This is a genomic window from Pseudomonas sp. LP_7_YM (genome assembly GCF_004364435.1).
GTDB lineage: Bacteria > Pseudomonadota > Gammaproteobacteria > Pseudomonadales > Pseudomonadaceae > Aquipseudomonas.
In genome coordinates, this window is sequence record NZ_SOCT01000017.1 from 39,310 (window position 1) to 57,298 (window position 17,989).

General features: G+C 55.5%; 10 protein-coding genes and 1 pseudogene. 5 read left to right on the top strand and 6 right to left on the bottom strand.

The window, feature by feature from the left end:
* Window positions 1–34 precede the first annotated feature (34 nt).
* Window positions 35–7,759: a Tc toxin subunit A gene (locus tag EC915_RS23260; protein ID WP_133752857.1), complete on the top strand. Its 7,725-nt coding sequence runs from the start codon at window positions 35–37 to the stop codon at window positions 7,757–7,759.
* 319 nt (window positions 7,760–8,078) lie between these two features.
* Here EC915_RS23260 and EC915_RS23265 read toward each other — a convergent pair whose 3' ends face one another.
* From EC915_RS23265 to EC915_RS23275, 3 genes are read right to left on the bottom strand one after another with little or no spacing between them, the layout of a single operon-like run.
* A complete protein-coding gene (locus EC915_RS23265) occupies window positions 8,079–8,969 on the bottom strand; it encodes a DUF3618 domain-containing protein (protein WP_133752858.1) in 891 nt (296 codons plus the stop codon).
* The gene (locus tag EC915_RS23270; RefSeq protein ID WP_133752859.1) at window positions 8,969–9,385 is read right to left on the bottom strand and encodes a phage holin family protein; all 417 of its coding nucleotides are present in this window, start codon (window positions 9,383–9,385) and stop codon (window positions 8,969–8,971) included. The genes EC915_RS23265 and EC915_RS23270 overlap by 1 nt, the downstream gene beginning before the upstream one ends.
* Entirely contained in the window at window positions 9,385–10,140 is a 756-nt protein-coding gene (locus EC915_RS23275) for a hypothetical protein (RefSeq protein WP_177413431.1), read from the bottom strand. Before EC915_RS23275 ends, EC915_RS23270 begins: the two co-directional genes overlap by 1 nt.
* 320 nt (window positions 10,141–10,460) lie before the next feature.
* Between EC915_RS23275 and ligB the strand changes: the two genes are divergently transcribed.
* On the top strand, window positions 10,461–12,146 hold the full coding sequence (gene ligB, locus EC915_RS23280; RefSeq protein WP_133752860.1) for an NAD-dependent DNA ligase LigB: 1,686 nt from the start codon (window positions 10,461–10,463) through the stop codon (window positions 12,144–12,146).
* Window positions 12,147–12,207: 61 nt separating this feature from the next.
* The gene (locus EC915_RS23285) at window positions 12,208–12,627 is read left to right on the top strand and encodes a DUF1090 domain-containing protein (RefSeq protein WP_133752861.1); all 420 of its coding nucleotides are present in this window, start codon (window positions 12,208–12,210) and stop codon (window positions 12,625–12,627) included.
* 22 nt (window positions 12,628–12,649) lie between these two features.
* On the opposite strand, the gene EC915_RS23290 is transcribed toward EC915_RS23285, so the two are convergent.
* Window positions 12,650–13,078, bottom strand: coding sequence for a cytochrome c (locus EC915_RS23290; RefSeq protein ID WP_133752865.1), 429 nt, complete (start codon window positions 13,076–13,078; stop codon window positions 12,650–12,652).
* Between the two features lie 127 nt (window positions 13,079–13,205).
* Window positions 13,206–13,592: an MAPEG family protein gene (locus EC915_RS23295; protein WP_133752862.1), complete on the bottom strand. Its 387-nt coding sequence runs from the start codon at window positions 13,590–13,592 to the stop codon at window positions 13,206–13,208.
* 288 nt (window positions 13,593–13,880) lie between these two features.
* On the opposite strand from EC915_RS23295, the pseudogene EC915_RS23300 reads away from it, so the two are divergent.
* Both EC915_RS23300 and EC915_RS23305 read left to right on the top strand, forming a co-directional pair.
* Window positions 13,881–14,303, top strand: a pseudogene (locus EC915_RS23300) (DeoR/GlpR transcriptional regulator); the annotation flags it as partial.
* A 575-nt stretch (window positions 14,304–14,878) separates the two neighbouring features.
* The gene (locus EC915_RS23305) at window positions 14,879–17,218 is read left to right on the top strand and encodes a hypothetical protein (RefSeq protein ID WP_133752863.1); all 2,340 of its coding nucleotides are present in this window, start codon (window positions 14,879–14,881) and stop codon (window positions 17,216–17,218) included.
* Here the strand turns inward: EC915_RS23305 and EC915_RS23310 are convergent.
* A partial coding sequence (locus EC915_RS23310; RefSeq protein ID WP_133752864.1) for an IS630-like element ISPsy25 family transposase occupies window positions 17,111–17,989 on the bottom strand: 879 nt, incomplete at its 5' end. The two genes, EC915_RS23305 and EC915_RS23310, sit on opposite strands and share 108 nt — an antisense overlap.

Here is a 17,989-nt window from a genome sequence, read left to right on the forward strand (position 1 = left end):
CTAGGTGCACTACTGAATCAAGGAAGAATCCGTCATGCCAAGCCCTACCAAGACGCCCGCCGCTGCCACCTACGCCACGCTCTTTCCCGAGCAATTGGCCGACCGGTGTGCACCCGATGCACTGGAAGCCAACAGTGGCCCGGTCGCCTACCTGCACGCCCTGTATCAACAAGCACTGGCGCTGGAAGCGACCAGCGAATCGAAAAAACGCTTCACGCTGGCGCAACGCCGGCCCGACATCGGTGAGCTGCTGCTGAATCAGGAGGGCCTGGAAAAACAGATCCCGCCGCTGACCCTTTCGATCAATGCCCTCACCCGCCAGGCGCAGAGTCATGCGGGAGCCGAAATCAATCTGGCACAAGCGATCAGCCAGGCCCAGTACTCCGCTGGACTGCCGTTTCATTATCCGCTGGCGCAGATTCAGGCCGTGCTGCGCCACGACAAACTTCCGCTGTTCGAATTGCTGCAAACCTCGGGATATACCTTTCCCAATTTTTGTTACGCCCACCTGCGTACCGAAGAATTGCGACAGGTGATGCGCACCTCGAGCGGTTTCAGCCCGGAGCTGCAAAACCTGTTGCTGGATAACAGCCCGGCCACTGGAAAAAAATTCCTGGCCGAGCGTTTCGGGACTACCGAAACGGCTCAAACTGCGCTGGAAGAACTCAGCAATGCCGAATTTTTCTGCAAAAAAACCGGACTCAAACCCGAGCAACTTCAAGACCTGCTTGCCACCTCGGGTGTCGATGACGATGCCAGCGAAGGCTATACCAGCGTCAAATGTTCCAGCGCCTACAAACCTGCGCGGGGCAGTGCACCGAGTGGCCACCTCTACGGCGCGGCCTTTATCAATAACGGCGTGGCGCCTGCGCTGTCACTGGAGGATAAACGCGCAGGTCCGGGCATTACGCTGGCCATCAAAGGCGCGACAGCCGCTCACTTGGGCCGCATTCACAAGCTCGTTCATCTGCAACACGCACTGAAGCTGCCCTTCGCCGACGTCGACCTGTTGCTGATGTCCGCGCTGCGCGCGGAAGGCCAGACTCGGGATTTCAAGATCACGGAGAACACACTGCGCGCGCTTGGGGTGTTTCGTTATCTCAACGAAATCTACGCCATCAACGCTGAACAATTCGCTGCACTCATTCATGAGGTGTCGCCGTATGCAGTGGGCGAGAACGTGCCGTTTCTGGATCGCGTGCTTGACGGCCCTGGTGCCCGACAACTGGCCGAGGTCGAAGACCGGCTGAGCATTGATGGCAGTGAACTTGATTTAGCCGACGACACAGACGATAACGCCTCGCAGTTGACGATCGGACGCTTGTGCCTTGCACTGGGGACCGAAGAACGGCTGGCCAGAAACTACCTTGAACAGGCCACTTCAGCACATGGGTTGAGCAAACCGGCTATGACACTGGCATTAGTGTCTTCGCTCTACCGCCTCAGCCGGCTGCCGCGCTTGTTGAGATTGCCGGCCAGTGAGGGCAATAGCCTGATCACCATATTGACCCTCAGCAATAACCAATTTCTGAAGACGGTCGCCGGTAAGGGGAATATCAGCGATGCCGCAGATCAACCGGACATCCTCGATGCGCTGGTGGCGCTGGCGAACCTCCAGCGATGGCTGCGCCGTAACCGGTTCTCGCCCAAGGCGGTACTGGCGGTAATCACACCCTCTGCACAGACCGAAGAGCACCGTCTCGCCATTGACAAGCAAGTGCAGCAGGTCTTCAAAGAACAGATGGCGAATGTCAATACATCACGTTTGACAGAGGAGATTTTGAAGGGGGTTAACATCGCCTCACTGAAAAAGCCCAAGACCGCTGCTGCCGTCGAATCCTCGACCGAGAAGAGTGCCAAAACCGAGACGAGCAAGCCGCTGGACTCCAACCCCGACACGTGGCTCGAACTGCTCGCCGGGTATCTGGACGAGAAAGGTTTTATCAACACGGAACTCACGCCGGAGGCTGAACTTTCAACCGCCTTGACAGCACTGCTCAACGGCAAGCTGGAAGGTGACGATACGAGCCGAAACGAGGCGGCCGTGACGCTGGCGTCTCTGTTGACCAACCGGCGGGTTGAACAAGAGGATCTGGCCAAATCCATCGTTGCGCAGACGGTCGGCAGAGTAACAGGCCTCGCCGGTGTCACCTCCGAATACGCCCTGCCTCTTCTGAAATGGGTGGGTAAAACACCGCTCGACGTACTGCACCAGGTGATCACCCCGGCAAACGCTGCCACTGACTCGACATCCACGGGTGCGCAACCAAACAGCTCATTCGAGCTGTGGACCCGCCTGGCTCGACATGCGCTGGCCGTGCGTTTGCTGAGTTTGAGCCCTGCCGGACTTGAAGCCTTGGTAGAGCACACCGCGTGGTTTGACCTTGAGCAGGTCAGCGATCCAGCCGATGACGCGGGCACAGCAATTTCCCCGATAGCGCCGCTCAACCTTGACTTGCTGTATCAGCTGTCCTGTTACCGGGACTGGATCAGCGCCTGTGCGGCTAACAACTTCAATGAAAAAGACGCGCTGGATTATTTGTCGAAACGGCGGGACAGTGCCGAACCCGGTGCCATTCATGACGCCGTCAAACAGCTAGCGAAACTTATCGATTGGGATGAAGATGAAACGCTTGCCGCGGTGCCCTATGCGAGGATCAATACACCTGCACAAAAAGTTGTCGCCAGAAGTTCACTCGAAGCGTATTTGCAAACGCTGCTGCCCTCGGAAAGGGCCTACTACAATTATTGCGACAGAGCAGTAGAGCTCAAGGGGCTCGGTGTACTGATCAGCAAGTATCACTACAACGGTGAAACGTACGCTAACGCGAATGCGATCTACAGGAAGTTTGTTGCATTTCTCGATAAAAATCCGGGGCCGATCATCGTTCACGAACAGGACTATTTGCCCGAGACGCATCCTGACATCTGGGCCAAGATCACCAGGAATGTAAAGAGCAAGCGGACGATCACGCTCGCAAAATACACCAACGTCAACTCTAAAACCTTTGATGATTTCCTGGACTCGCTGAGTGTCGAGGAACGACAGTACTTTGACAAGACAGGCAGAGGAATCAAGCAACTCCTTAGTAACTATCATTCCCTGCTCGATGGAAATAGCTATACAAATGCGGACAGCAACAATGAATACAATAAATTCTTGAAGTTTATCAAAGACAACCCCGGAACGTTAAAAGTCACTCAACAACAATATGACGATGGCTTCGAGCCCGAACGATGGGCCAGGTTCAAGGCGTCGTTAGAAAGCGGTGGCAGAAAAGCAGCCAATCCAGAGCCGTTAAAGCTGGAAGTTTATTCACCTGAGCAATATCAGGATAACTTGATGCCCGTGAGCACGGAAAATATTCCGGTGATCCCCTCAACGGTGACCCACATCGATCTGGTGATGCGTCTGCAAAAACTATGCGAAATCACCGGCCTGTCGTGCCAGTCGCTTCGCGATATAGCGTTGCTGGGCGAGCAATCGACCTATGAACAGATCGACATCGCTGGAAAGATGTTACTGGGCGCCTGCAGCGATGACGCACGTGAGGTGATTGAGGACGGCCTGCAGGAAGCGTGGAGGGATGCGCTTGCAGCTTATCTGATGGGTTACTGGGTGCCCTACGCTGAGCAACGGCAACTGTTCATGCCCGCGCTCGATGACCTGTCCAGTTACTTCCTCACGGATGTCCTGGTGAGCAGCGACGCCAGAAAGACAGCCACCGTGAGCCAGGCTATTGCCAGCCTGCAGCACTACCTTTACCGACTGTTCTCGCACCTCGAACCTGGCTATGAAAAGGTCAGTCTGGCGCTGGATACCGTACGTGACTGGCAGCAATATCTGAGCCACTACGGCACCTGGAAAGCATGGCGCGCGCAGCTCAACCATCCGGAAAACCTGATCTATTACGCCAGCAGGCCCAACAAAAGCGCTGCGTTCAAGGACCTTGAAGTCGAGGTCAATCAGATTTCTCAAGGCAGATTGGATACCCAAAGGCTGCAAACGGCGGTCCTGAGTTACCTGACCAAGTTCGAGAGGCTGAGCAATCTGCATATCGTCAGTGGTTACCTGGACGGCAGCGACCCTAAAAGCGACACCTATTACCTGATCGGCAAGACCAACACCTCACCCACCGAATATTACTGGCGGTCCGTGGACATGGGCCTGCGTGATGACCAGCAGCGCCTGAGCCCGCTGGCCTGGAGCGAATGGGAGAAAATTACCCTGCCGGTCACCGGGCAGCTTGCTCAGAGTCGTTACGAGAAAATAACGATGCAGAATAAGGTCGAGAACGGAACAGAAGTAAAAGACGCTAAGGGAAATACCGTTCAAGAAGAGGTGAGTAGGAGTGTATACACGTCTGATGCCATTCGCCCCGTTATCATCGCTGGCAGGCCGTATGTGTTCTGGGTAGAACGGAGCACGACTGACTTGCCCAGCAACAAGGGCAATAATCAGACCCTTGCGGGTAAGAGAAAGATATCGGTTCAATATGTTTATCGACAAAGTGATGGGTTCTGGAGCCCCGCCAATGAACTCATGAGTCTGGATGGTACTAAAAACGGCAAGCGCGTAGAGGATACGGACAGCCATTACCTTAAGGACGAGAACTATATACCCGGTCTGATTGCGTTCGTGAATGTGGAAGATAGACCGTTAGATCCATGGCTGACGGTGATTCTATATGACTGTAATAAAAATGAAAAAGGCCAATACTCACTAGGCGATGAGGGTAAGGATTACTTTATCGAAATGCGTGATCTGTTATTACTTGAGCGTAAAAAACTCAAGGATACAGAACAAAAAAAACTGGCAACCACCGCCTACAACTCTTATCAAGACATTAGAACCATTCAACATATCTATAACGGTCGACCGCTGATACTCAAGCAGACGGCGATCAATATAAACGGTCTAAAAGTCTCCAAACCGAGTGCATTTATCGCAGACGCTTTCAAATTCAAAGCCACACTATTAAGCACTGCTCGCAAGACCATCAGCCTCACCCGGTCTTTTAATGAAGCGTACGAACTAAAAATCCGAAATATTAAAATATCGATTAAAGGACCCGGCGACCAAATACACACTATTATAGTAAAGCCTAGTTCACAAACATCGTCAGCCTATGAAAATGAAAATGAAAATGAATTTAAAGGTGAATATGAATATGAACATGAACTCACAGAACTTGGCACCTATACATTCGAACTCATTTACGTGCTTGATAGCCGAATATTTACCATGGAGTATACCTACAACCTTTCTGAACAAGTGATCGACGAATCATGGCACATCTCGATAATCAACAACGACGAGCAAGCACAGTACCTTGACCTGAGCTCGGTCTCGAATGACGCACCAAAACTCGCCTCTGACAAGGTGCGTCTTAATACCCTGTTCGGCAAACAACTGGTCGCCCGCGCCACAGAGAGTATCGAACGCGCCCTTGGCTGGGAGACGCAGAAACTGCAGGAGCCGACCATTGACGCTGCCAATACCAACCCGCCCGTGGACTTTCATGGCGCCAATGGCCTGTATTTCCGCGAACTGTTCCTGCACCTGCCCGCGCTCATCGCCACTCGGCTCACCGAACAGCAACAGTTCGAAGACGCAGAAGTCTGGTACCTGCGCTACCTGTTCGATCCTTACCGGGCGCAGCCGGACCAGGCCGGGCGGCCCGCTCATTGGAATACCCGCCCCCTGGCAGAGGTAGGCTCACTCAACTCCGAGCTGCTCAAACCGGTGGACCCAACGTCGCGCGCCTTCACACTGTCTCGCTATTACAGGCAGTCGGTTTTTCTGGCGCTGGTGGAGAACTGGCAACAGCAAGGCGATCATTATTACCGCCAGCTCACCTTGAGCGGCCTGAACCATGCCTGGTTGTGTTACCAACAGGCCATGAAATTGGTAGGGCCTTTGCCGGAACGCACGGCTGTGTCTCGCTGGAGTCCACTGTCGCTGTCCACGGTGACTGCCGGTCACTTCCGCGTTCCGATCAATCAGCGGGTAACAGGCATCAGGAACACCCTGGAAAACCGCCTGTATAACCTGCGTCACGGCCTGACGATCAACGGCAAGACCTTGCCCAATCTGGGCTGGGCAGGTGAAGGCGCAGACCCATTCGCCTCTGCCCGCGGGGCCGTGAGCCTTGTCGCCGGTAGCTACAACAGCGAACGCGCGGCGATCCCGGCGTACCGCTTCCGCCAGCTGTTGCCTACCGCCCGTACCGCTGCCCGCCAGTTGGCGGATTTTGGCCGGCACTACATGAAGCTGATGGAAGACGAGTCCGAGGTCACGCTCAGCACCTTGCTCACGGCACAGGAAATAAGGCTCTGCGATTTCACGTTGAAGCTGCAGCAGGAAGCGATCAATGCGGTGCAAGCCGGCAAGCGCACCCTGGAGCTGGGCCGCAGCGCGGTGCAAGCCAGGAAAGCTCGGCTTCAGGCGCTTCTGGACGAAGGTAAATCGCCCATGGAGGAAGCGGCAACCGGGCTGGCCATTGCCTCCAGGATGTCCAATGCCACAGCGGTGCCTTTGGAGGCTGTTGCTGCTATTCAGGAATATATTCCGACCATTTTTGGCATGGCCTTCGGGGGCTCGCACCCGGGAGGGGGCAGCGCGCGGATGGCTTCAACGTTCCGTATTGTGGGCGATATCGCCGAATTCGCATCAGAACAGCTATTGCTTGAGTCCGACTACGAGCGACGTGCCTCGGAATGGGACTTTGAGCTGCAACAGGCGCAGTGGGACATGCAGATGATCGATCAACAAATCGCCGAGGCGAACATCGAACTCAACGCTGCCAATATCAGCCTTGCACAAGCACGACAAGAACGCGCCAACCTGGAAGAAGCTTACGAGGTCATGACCACTGGCTTCGTCATTATTCCGATCTACAACTGGCTGGTTTCCCGCCAGGAACTGATGTATGGCGCGGCGTACGACGCCGTGCTGTCCCTGTGCCTGGGCCTGGAGGCCGCCTGGCGTTACGAGATCGGCGATTACACCCATGAGGCCTTCATCAAGACTCGGGGCTGGAATGATTCGTACAAAGGCATGCTGGCCGGGGAATCGCTGCTGGTCGATCTTCAGGAAATGGAAAACGCTTATTTGCTGGCCAACGAACGACGGCTGACGATCAAGCGCACGTTCAGCCTCAAGCAGGCCCTTTCGGGGAAATGGCAGGAGGCAGTGAAAAAGCTCGCTGCAAGAGAGCCATTGGTGTTCAGCTTCAAAGCCGAAGATTTTGACAAGGATTATCCGGGCCATTATCTGCGGCAGATCAAGCACGTGTCGGTGTCATTCGTTCTGGCGTCCGGCGCGGTGTTAAACGGGCTGTCCGCCATCCTCACCCAGACCAGCAACACCACGCTCGTCAAACCAGAGAGCGCGGGCGCGGAGTACCTGTACACACCGACCGCCACATCGCCGGCCAGCATCAAGCGCAACCTGCGCGCCCAGCAACAGATCGCCCTGTCGTCCTCGACGTTGGAAGACGGCTTGGGCTTTGGGCCGAATGAATGGGTGTACGAACTGATGTTTCATGACGGTCGTTACTTGCCGTTCGAGGGCACAGGCGCCATTTCGGACTGGCAGTTGCAGGTGCCCGGCAGTGAGTTCGCCAAGTCGCTGATAAACGCGAACGGGGAATCGGTCGTCACAGACATCCAACTCAATCTGGTGTACACCGCGCAGCCCGGTGACAGCGCCCTGGTCGATAAAATCACAACGTTGCGTAAAGACATCAAAACCTGATGCGGCCCGCTTTCGGCCCAAAGCACGCTTGCCGAACCCCTGCCGATGACGATCAGCAGGGTTTTTTTTCGTTATGCGCGCCGTGCCACCAGCAAAAACGACGCAGCACCGGCCAACAAGCCCGCGAGGATGAAAACGGCGAGGGTCGAGAGGTCCATTGCTGGGCGTCTTTTCAGGCACAGGATTAAGGCACCATTTTGCACGCCGTTTGAATGAGCTCAAGAGACAGCTGTGCAGCGAAATACAGAAGGACTGTACCGCTCGCGAACGCTCAAAAATAAAGGCCGCCTCTTGGAAGGCGGCCTTATCGACACTGCTATCAAACCGCCGACGCGTTGGGCGGCGCGTCGCTGCCAGCCTCCGGTTTCGGCGGTTGAGCAGCGGCTTGGGACTTCACGTTATCGACGAAATCCTTGCCCATGTCGCTGGCCTTGCTATAGGTGTCGGTCGCCAAGTCTTTGACCCGGCCGGTCACCTTGTCGCTGGCGGCGCCCATGAGCTGGTTTTCCTTCTCCGTGGCAGGCAGTGCGGCGCCAAGTGCGGCACCCAACGCGACGCCGATGGCGGCAACTGCCAAGGGTTGCTCGCGCAGCATGTAAGTCAGGCTGGACTGCAGATTTTGCCCCTGGCGGCGCAGGGTTTCGCCTGCCTGTTGTGCACCCGAGTGCAGGCGGGCGTTGGCGTCGGACAAGCCATCCTGAGCACGGTGCCCGAGGTCACTGACACTGTCGCCCAAACCACTGGCCTGATCGGACACGTGACTGGCTTTGGCCTTCATTTTGGCAGCGGTTTCCTGAACCCGTGCCTTGGCATTGCCAAAGGTGTCACCCACCTGTTCGGCGATACCGCTGGCGCGATCAGCAAGCCCGCCAAACACTGAGCCTTCATCGCTAGCAGGCTTGCGATTTTGCCCCAGCGCCAGCCATAGCAGGCCCACCGAAGTGAGAACGGTCGGTAAAGGATTGGCTTTGACGGTATTGCCCAGATTGGTGAAAAACTCCCCGCCGTTGCCTTTGGCATAAGCCAGCGCCTGGTCGACCATCTGCCCCGGTGAGAGCTTGCTTTCCAGAGCGTCCACCAAACTGCCGATACTGGCCCTGCGTTGATCGATCTCCAGCTCCAGTTCTTCAGGAGTCTTTTGCGAATCGGCTTCGAACCGGGTTGTGCTGTCGAGACTGTCTTGATTAGCGAAACTGTTGTCGTTGTTCATCAGACTTTCCTCTGAATAGCTTCCTTGTCTTTATGCAAGGAATTCATGGTGCGTTCGGGCGTGAAATGGGAGGGTTCGAACTGCTTCTTGCCGGCCTTGATCATCAAATAGCCAACCAGCATCGCCACGACGCCCACGATCAGTGCAGCCAGCCACGGCGCCAGGACCATTGCCAAGGCATACACCGCTGCCATCAGCAAAATCACCAGCCCGGCGAGCATAACCACCGCACCGCCTGCGACCGCACTTACACCCGCCTTGGTGGTTTCGATTGAGGCGCGTATCTCAGCCTTTGCCAGCGCCAGTTCCTTGCCGACCAATACCGGTACTTCGTGAGCCAGCTGACGAATCAGGCCCAGCACCGAGGTATCGCCTTCAACGCCCTCGCGAGGGGGCAGATCAGAATTAACGGCCATCACAGTTCCCCTTCACGTTTCGGCGTGGGCTGTATAGGAATGACGCTGTGCGAATGCTCATCAGAGGCGGAAGCTGCGGGGTGAGCGCTGCTCTCGAAACTGCCCAGTTCTGCGCCAGAAGGCTTGATACCCGGTTCAGTGGTCCCTGCGGTCGCAGAGGACTGACTCTGCGCGGGGTTCGCCGTCCCTGGCTGGCTACTGTGATGCCCATCCGCACTACTTGCGGTAAACCCATCGTCAGTGCCCTGCGGACCTGCGGCGTGTCCGGGTTCATTACGCCCCCAGGCGCCGCCCTGCTGGAAATCGTTGTCGCGGGTTCGGCTTGCACTTGCGTTGATGTCGGGTTTAGAAGCTCGCAAGAAGCGTGACAGACCGAAGCCCAGCGCAATGCTGCCTGCCAGGAACAACGCCGGATTGTCGCGAGCCAGCTGCCCGGTCTGCTGCAACAGTTCTTCGGCGCTTTTGCTGCGCAGGTTGTCAGCCAGCGTGGTCAGGCTTTGCGCTGCATCGGTCACGTAGTTCGAGAGGCCCAACGTGTCTTTGTCCTGCATCTGCTCGGCGGCCGATTGCGCAGTCTGGGCCAGGCTTTCGAGCTGGTCGGCTGCGGTGCCGCGGTATTCGTCGAGCTTGGCCGAACCTTGCTCGCGAGCGGTATTCAACAGGGCCTGGGCGTCATCCTGCAGGTCCTGTAAGTGCTCGGAGGGGGGTGGTGTCCGGCGTTCTTCGCCTTGGGAGGTCTCGTACGTAGTAGGCATGTCATTCACCATCTTCCATCTAAAGAAAAGGCGCGCACGGCATCTGGATACGGTCGGGTTACCGTCGCGGTTCGTACCGGACAACACACTCGTTACAAAGGATTGAGCAAGGAGAAACACACAGAGTTCGCCGAGAGTGACGGATGGTCATACGAGGGCAGAAAGCAGTACGTTTCGCGGCGTCCAGAGGCTTCAATGCAGGCATGTTGCCATGCGCGAACAGTGGATCAGCCATCGACAAATGCGGTAACCACGCAGACGGGAATGTTGCGTTGGCACGGCTTAGCCTTGCTCGCTTATCCCCAGGCAAGGACGCTCAAATGCCCCTCTCCCTCCGCTGGACCGCTTTCACTTTGTTCGCCGCCACGTCTAGCTTGGCCGGGGCTCAAACCTGTCCTGACTGGTCACCGGTAAAAGCCCGCAGCGAGATCGCTCTGCACCAGGCGCAAATCGAACAATGGGACGACAGCTACCACCGCTTGGGTGTGTCGCAGGTGGCGGACGAGCTATACGACCAATCGCGCCAGCGCCTCAAATACCTGCGTACCTGTTTTGCCACGCCACCTGAAAGGGTCGACAACCCGCTGAAAACCGCTGGCGGCCCGGTTCCTCACCCGATTCCTCATACCGGCCTGAACAAGTTGCCGGACGAAGTCGCCGTACGGTCCTGGCTCAAGGGACGAAAGGACGTGTGGATTCAGCCCAAGGTCGATGGTGTGGCAGTCACGCTGGTTTATGACAAAGGCAAGCTGGTGCAGGCGATCAGTCGCGGTGATGGGGTCAAGGGGCAGGACTGGACCAGACATGCTCATCAGATTGAGGCGATTCCTCGGCATATCGCCTGGGAAAACACCCTGGTGCTGCAGGGCGAGCTGTACTGGCGGCTGTCGGACCATGTACAGGCGAAGGCAGGAAGTCTGAACGCTCGCAGTAAGGCAGCGGGGTTGCTTGCGCGCAATACCATCAACGAAGACGAGGGTGCGCAGCTTGGCCTGTTTGTCTGGGATTGGCCGGACGGGCCTGCAACCATGCGCGAGCGCCTGGCCAGCCTGCGGGCGTTGGGCTTTGAAGACAGTCTGCGTTTCAGCGAACCGATGCAGGGCTTTGCCCAAGCCAAAAACTGGCGGGAACACTGGTACACCCATCCATTGCCATTCGCCACCGATGGCGTGGTGATCCGCCAGGGCGAGCGCCCGCCGACGCAGCGCTGGCAGGCGAAAGCGCCGTACTGGATCGCCGCATGGAAATACCCCTTCGCGCGGGTGCTGGCCGACGTGCGCAGAGTGAACTTCAACGTGGGCCGCAGCGGCAAAATAACGCCCGTGCTGGATCTCGCGCCGGTGCGGCTGGATGATCGGAAGATCAGCCGCGTCAGTGTGGGATCGCTCAAGCGCTGGCAAAAGATGGACATTCGTCCTGGTGATCAGGTGAGCATCAGCCTGGCCGGCCTGACCATTGCGCGACTGGACGAAGTTGTCACACGAAGTGTCGACCGTATGCCGTTACCTGTACCCCATGCGGCAGACTACCACCCGCTCAGTTGCTGGCAGCCCACCGAGGGCTGCGAAGGCCAGTTCCGGGAACGCTTGAAATGGCTCGGCAGCAAGAAAGGCCTGGCTCTGAGCGGCGTGGGACCCGGCACCTGGGACAAGCTGATCAAAGCCGGCGTGGTTGAGGGTTTGCTTGACTGGATGCGGCTGGACGCTGCACAGCTGCGTAATATTCCCGGCCTTGGTGAGCTGAGCGGGTCTAGACTGTCGGAGACTTTTCAGGGGGCGCGCGAACAATCGTTCGAAACCTGGCTCAAAGCCCTCGGTTTACCGCCTACCGCCGGTGCGGATCTGGGTGATTCATGGGCGGCGTTATCGGCTCGCAATATCGATGACTGGCAAGCCGAGCCCGGCATAGGTCCCGGTCGTGCCCGGCAGTTATATGCATTTTTTCAGGACCCGCCTGTGCAGTTGCTGAGCAGGCAATTGCGAGAGCAAGGCATCAAGGGGTTTTAGTCATTGTTACCCCGGACGACGTATCGACGGTCCGGGTTATCTGTTTTTTTAAGGAGTCATCATGAAGTTCTTCTCACCAGCGATGGTGTTCACCGCATTGAGCCTCTTTACGGCCTGCGCACTTGCCGCCGACTCTGCGCCCGAGCCGAGCGGCTGTGCGGCCAAACGGCAGGACATCAGCGCCAGGATCGAACAGGCCAAGACCGCAGGCAACAGCGATCAACAGGCCGGGCTGGAAAAAGCATTGAGCGAAGTCACCGCCAACTGTACCGAGGCCAGCCTGCTCAAGGAGCAGGAAAAGAAAGTGCTCGACGCCAAGCGCGAGGTCAGCACCCGGCAGTCCGATCTGGACAAGGCCATGAAAAAAGGCGATCCGGACAAGATCAACAAGCGTAAGGACAAGCTGGCCGAATCGCGCAAGGAATTGCAGGACGAACAGCAGAAGCTGGAGCAATTACAGCCCGATGAAGATGACGAATAACGTTTACCTGAACGGCCAAGCGTCAGTGATTCCGAAACTCCTTGTGACACGCATCGCACGCATCTTCGACGTTGTTCATCGGCGCGATCATGTTTGCCGGGCTCAACTGCGATTGCTGCGTGGCTAGCACCAGTTCGCCGGTTCGGGCCTCCAGCGCCCGAGCCAATTCCTGAAACCGCGCCTGCCGTTGCCAGACGGCGTCCTTGGCGCTTGTGTGCTCGGCCTCTTTCACCGCAGGGAAATGCTTCCACGGTTCGTGCGAAAGTGCGTCGAGCCTGACTGCACCTTCGGCGAACCTGGCGCCGTCGAACGGCAAGCGGCCGCGCAACATGCCGCCGGTGTCCTCACTGGTCTTGAGCATCTGCTTGAAGATGGCCTTGCGCTGGCCCAACGGCGAATCAGGGTCGACTCCACCGCAGGCGACAAGCGTCAAACCGGCGACCAGCACCATCCCTGTGACCTTTAACCACGAACTGCTCAGCGATCTTTTCACGGCAACGCTCTTGGAGGGCGCGGCATCCCCACGCTAAAAAAATGGATCGCCTGAACCTGCGCCATGAAAACCAATGACCGAACGATCAGACGGAAACGCCAAACAACGCAACCACCAGCGCCAGGCCGATGAACCATACCAGCGAGCGCAGCGCCGCGAGATCCGCCAGATAGAAGATGATGTACAGCAGGCGGCTGGTGACGAACAACACCGCCAGCACGTCGATGGTCACCAACTGCGCGCCCCCTGCCACGTGGGCGATGATCACCCCGGCGGCAAATCCGGGAATCGCTTCGAAACTGTTCTGTTGCGCAGCATGGGCACGGCGCGGCAGACCTTCGAGCTTATCGAGGAAATCCCGCGGGTTGTGGTTTTGCCGGGACCCGAACTTGCCGCTGCTGAACTTGGCAATCGAGGTGCACACCAGCGGCAACAGAATCACGATCAACACGCACCAGAAAGCAACGGTCATTTGCATCATCCTTTTGAATTTTGAACTTCATCAGAAGCATTTCGGGCATTACCTGCCTACAGCTAAGAGCCACCGCGCAGCGAAAGGTTCTTCGACATGGCGTGTAAGCGAGCCGCCCACGACCTCGGCGGATCGGCCAGTGGCCTGCGCGTCGCGAAGGATAGATGGATTTAACGCATCGCAATGCAGCCACCCATTTTGCGGCGCCATCTTGAGTGCTGCTACAACGCGAATGATTGGCTAAGATGCCAGCCACCGTGAAAGCGTGCCAATGCCCCAGGAGCCTGAATGTCCAGCGAAGAAGACATTGCCTTGCGCGAACAGAGTGGCCGCGCTTATTCGGTGACCGGTGGCGTGCATATCACCAGTCAGGTTCATAGCGAGCCTAGCCCATCAGTCCAAGGCGGTCATCGAACTGCCGCACAAGCACATGGCGGAACTGGCCGCCGGGCTGCTGCACCCGAAGATGACGGTGTATCTGGATGCCGGCACCAGCACGTTGGAATCGTGCCGTACATTGTCGCGCTATCAGGCATGACGGTGGTCACCAACGACTTCGGCGTGGTCAATGCGCTGGCAGATGCGACCCATGTGGATGTGATTCACACCGGCGGCCTGCTGGACCACCCAAACCGTTCCTGCGTCGGCGGCCTGGCGGAAGCGGCGGCTGAAAGCATCCGGGCCCTTGGAGTGGATGCGATGTTGGCTTCGGTTGAGCGATAACGCTGACGCTGGATTCTAGGGCCATTCGGTCGTTCGCCGCAAAGCAAAACCCTGGGAGACGACAGCTTTCACCACGCTCACTTGGGAAATATTACGCCGAAGCCTTACAGGGCACTGCCGCCACGTATTAACTTCAAGTACCAATCACACAGCTGCCGACGATACATCGCCGGCGGCTTTTCGTGCGTTATTTCCACAATGGGACAGCGCACTTTGGCCCTATAGCGATTGGCTATACACATTATTGCTAATCCGTCTGGCCATTTCTCTCCATACGCTGTCGACGCTGCTAGTCTTTGAACTGAGGCGGTCAATTACTCACCGGAGCAGTGCTCCTTATACTCATCACTCCAGCAAATTCATAACCGAACCAATAACCCATAGCAAAAGCAAAAAGCAAGATAAATACATAGATGCCGCGCTCGAATATATTCAGGCGCTAGCTGCTTATAGACGTATTGATTGCTGCTGATACAGCAGCACCATTCAGATGAACACCCAGCTAGCAAGTATTATACGTTGAAGTTTTAACTCAATACTTACCCCAACAAACGGACACCATAATGAATTATACAAAACACGATATTAGAAAATTTCTCACACCGGGAGATTCCATTACCGTTGACAGTAACGAAGGAATTTTTAACGGGATCTTTGGAAATGAAATTCACCTCGGTACACCTGAGACGCAAAAGTTTGACTATCAGAAAATCAAAAGCATCCCGGAGCTGGATAAAAAAAAATCCGAAGAACCGGCACAGGTGAAACGCCTACTTGAAGACGGCGCAAAAGCAGTCAAATCCGATGACATACACTTCCTTCCACTACCCTCTGGACCGGTGCTGATAGAGGTAGAAGAAGACGGTTATTTTTATGGCAATGTTGAGCGAATTGAAGAAATAAAAAGTAGCCTTTCAGGAAAGGCAAGCTGGCAATTAACTTTGCATAGCGAAGGGCAAACTCGAGAAACGTACTCCGCGCTGAAACCGCACTTTGGTTTGTTGACGTATGCTAGGCAAGTAGAAAGCAAGAGCATTTACATCTTCGAAATATTAAAACTATACGTCCTGAACGACATTGATATACCGGAGGCCCCTTCTTCAACAGACGATAAAGCTTTGGGCCAGGAAAGCGTTGATCATGCGGCAGGCCCAAGTTGTATCGTCATCAACGAGCACACCGGACAAGGAGTGTTCCGCCTGCCTGTCAGGCACTTTCTGGAGCAAGGTGGAGGCGCGCCCTTTGAACTCAATATTACCGCTGGTCTCGATGCCGATGACGGCAGACTCACTCTGAATATCTTTGACCACGGTCGCTGGGCAGGGACTGGGGGACATAACTATCCAAGCACCGGTGTGGATCTGATTGACGTCCCTCTTTATCAGGGCCACACCATTAACGCCAAGCTTTCCAGCCGCACAAACGACAGAACGGTGGGGCCGAACTACGTTGTTGATGCATCGCCGTTACTGACCAAGCGCCGCAAGGCTTTTCCCGAGGGCTCCAGTGATTTTCAAAGCAAACCGCTTGCCGATCAATTCGTGTCCATTCTGCATAAGAACGGCATGGCCCAAGTGTTCGAATGCGCGGGCGAGGCGTTTAAAGCCGGCCAGGATAACGTCCTGATGACGGAGTTGCTGCAACCGTCCGGACTGGGGCTGACATTCACTTGGGAATCAAAGGAGAAACACCCAAGAATTGTCAGAATCGCGGATGCCGCCGGCACGCTGCTGACCGCGAGTTGGATTAGAGATGATAACAGGGCGGAACTGAAGGATCTGGTACTCTTTCCAGACAGCGACGAGCAAATCACTTATGAATGCGTGTATTCGGCTAACAGTGTAAATATCATTATCACGGGCAGTGATCCGATAGCAGAAAAGATGATCTACAAAATACAGATTGGTGATAATAAAATTCAAACCGTTTCATGCGAAACCCGTTATTCGGACAACTTTACTCGCGAGAGCAGAGAGTCACTTACTTACCATGCTGAAAAAATATCAAGCTACAGCGTTCAATCACAGAATAGCAGCATTGAATTGAGAAAAACCTATACCTATGACGAGAAGGGCACCACCGTTGTTTTGAGCAAGGGCGATGCTACCTTATCGAGGACGCTCTTCGAAATCGTTGATAATCAGCTGCGCAAGCAAACCGTTCAAATAGGAGAATCGATTTCCACTGTCCAGTACGATCTGCAGGCTGACGAGTCTCGCAACGTAGCAGTACTCCATACTAGCCATCATATCGATGGCCAACCTGTAGACAACACCGTCGCCGAATTTGATGTCGAGGGTAATCTGATTTCCCTTGCTCGCGGCGACAATGTGACTGAGTGGACCTATTTCAACAATTACACTCATTACTCAGTCGCTAAAGATCTTGCCCAATTGTCATCCGGCGCTATTACCATCGTAGAAACAGTTTTAAAAAATTTATTTAGAGGAGCGCTTACAGGAACCGTTCTGGAACATACATCGTTCACCACCAGCCAAATAGCCCAATTCACGAGCTTTGAAGCCTACAGCCAGAACAACTACGCAACGACCGCTTTCAGCTTGCCGGTAGCTATTGATTACCCAGGCGATGAGATCGGCTTCAACTGCCACATCGAATCGGAACGCATCTACCGTAAGCAGGATGGGCATGCGGTAGAACAGCAAATTACTTACTTCGGCTATGACAAGTTGACGCCAAAACCGCATCACGCCGTCGACCGCAGGCATTCAATTGTTCTGGCCCGTAAGCTCAAGATTACAGAACCTGACCTAGTGTACTGTTTTCGAAATAACTTAATTTTCTTGTGCAGTTTCAAGCGCCTCACGCGCACGTTGAATTTTGTTCAAAATCTCCTCTCCCTTTGCGTTCCAAACGTACCGGGTCGGCCGAGCATTTCGTAACGCCATAAACGTTGTGATGGAGCTTTCTAACTCTCGCACGGAGGCAAAACTGCCGTCGCGCAAGTACACGGTGATGTCTCGAAAGAAGCGCTCAACCATGTTCATCCAGGAGCTGGAGGTTGGGGTGAAATGAATATGAAAACGCGGATGCTTCGCCAGCCAGGCTTTCACCGCAGCATGCTTGTGGGTCGCATAGTTATCGACGATCAGATGAAGCTGGAGGTGCTTGGGCGTTTCTTTATTGATCTTCTTGAGAAAGGCCAGCCACTCTTGATGCCGGTGCTGACGCTCGATGCTGCTGATCAATTTCCCTTGGAGATAATCCAGTGCGGCGAATAACGTGACCGTGCCATGACGGGTGTAATCATGGGATTTAGTCTGGATATGACCGATGCCCAAAGGTAAGCCCGGCTGTGTTCGCTCCAACGCCTGAACCTGGCTTTTCTCATCACAGCACAACACCAAAGCCTTATCCGGTGGGGCCAGATAAAGCCCGATCACATCCCAGAATTTCTCGTCAAACTGCGGATCGTTGGACAGCTTGAATGTGCGTGTCAGGTGAGGCTTTAAATCGTTGGCAGCCCACAGTTTATGGACGGTGGTCGAGGAAATTCCCGCTGCCCTTGCCATGCTCCGACAGCTCCAGCGCGGCTCTCCGATGCGGGGTCGGGTGACTTGTTCCAAGACCCGGCGAACCGTTTCCTCAGGCAAAGACGACTTGCGTCCACGCCCAGGTTGGTCGACCAATCCGTCCAGTCGACGTGCCCGGAA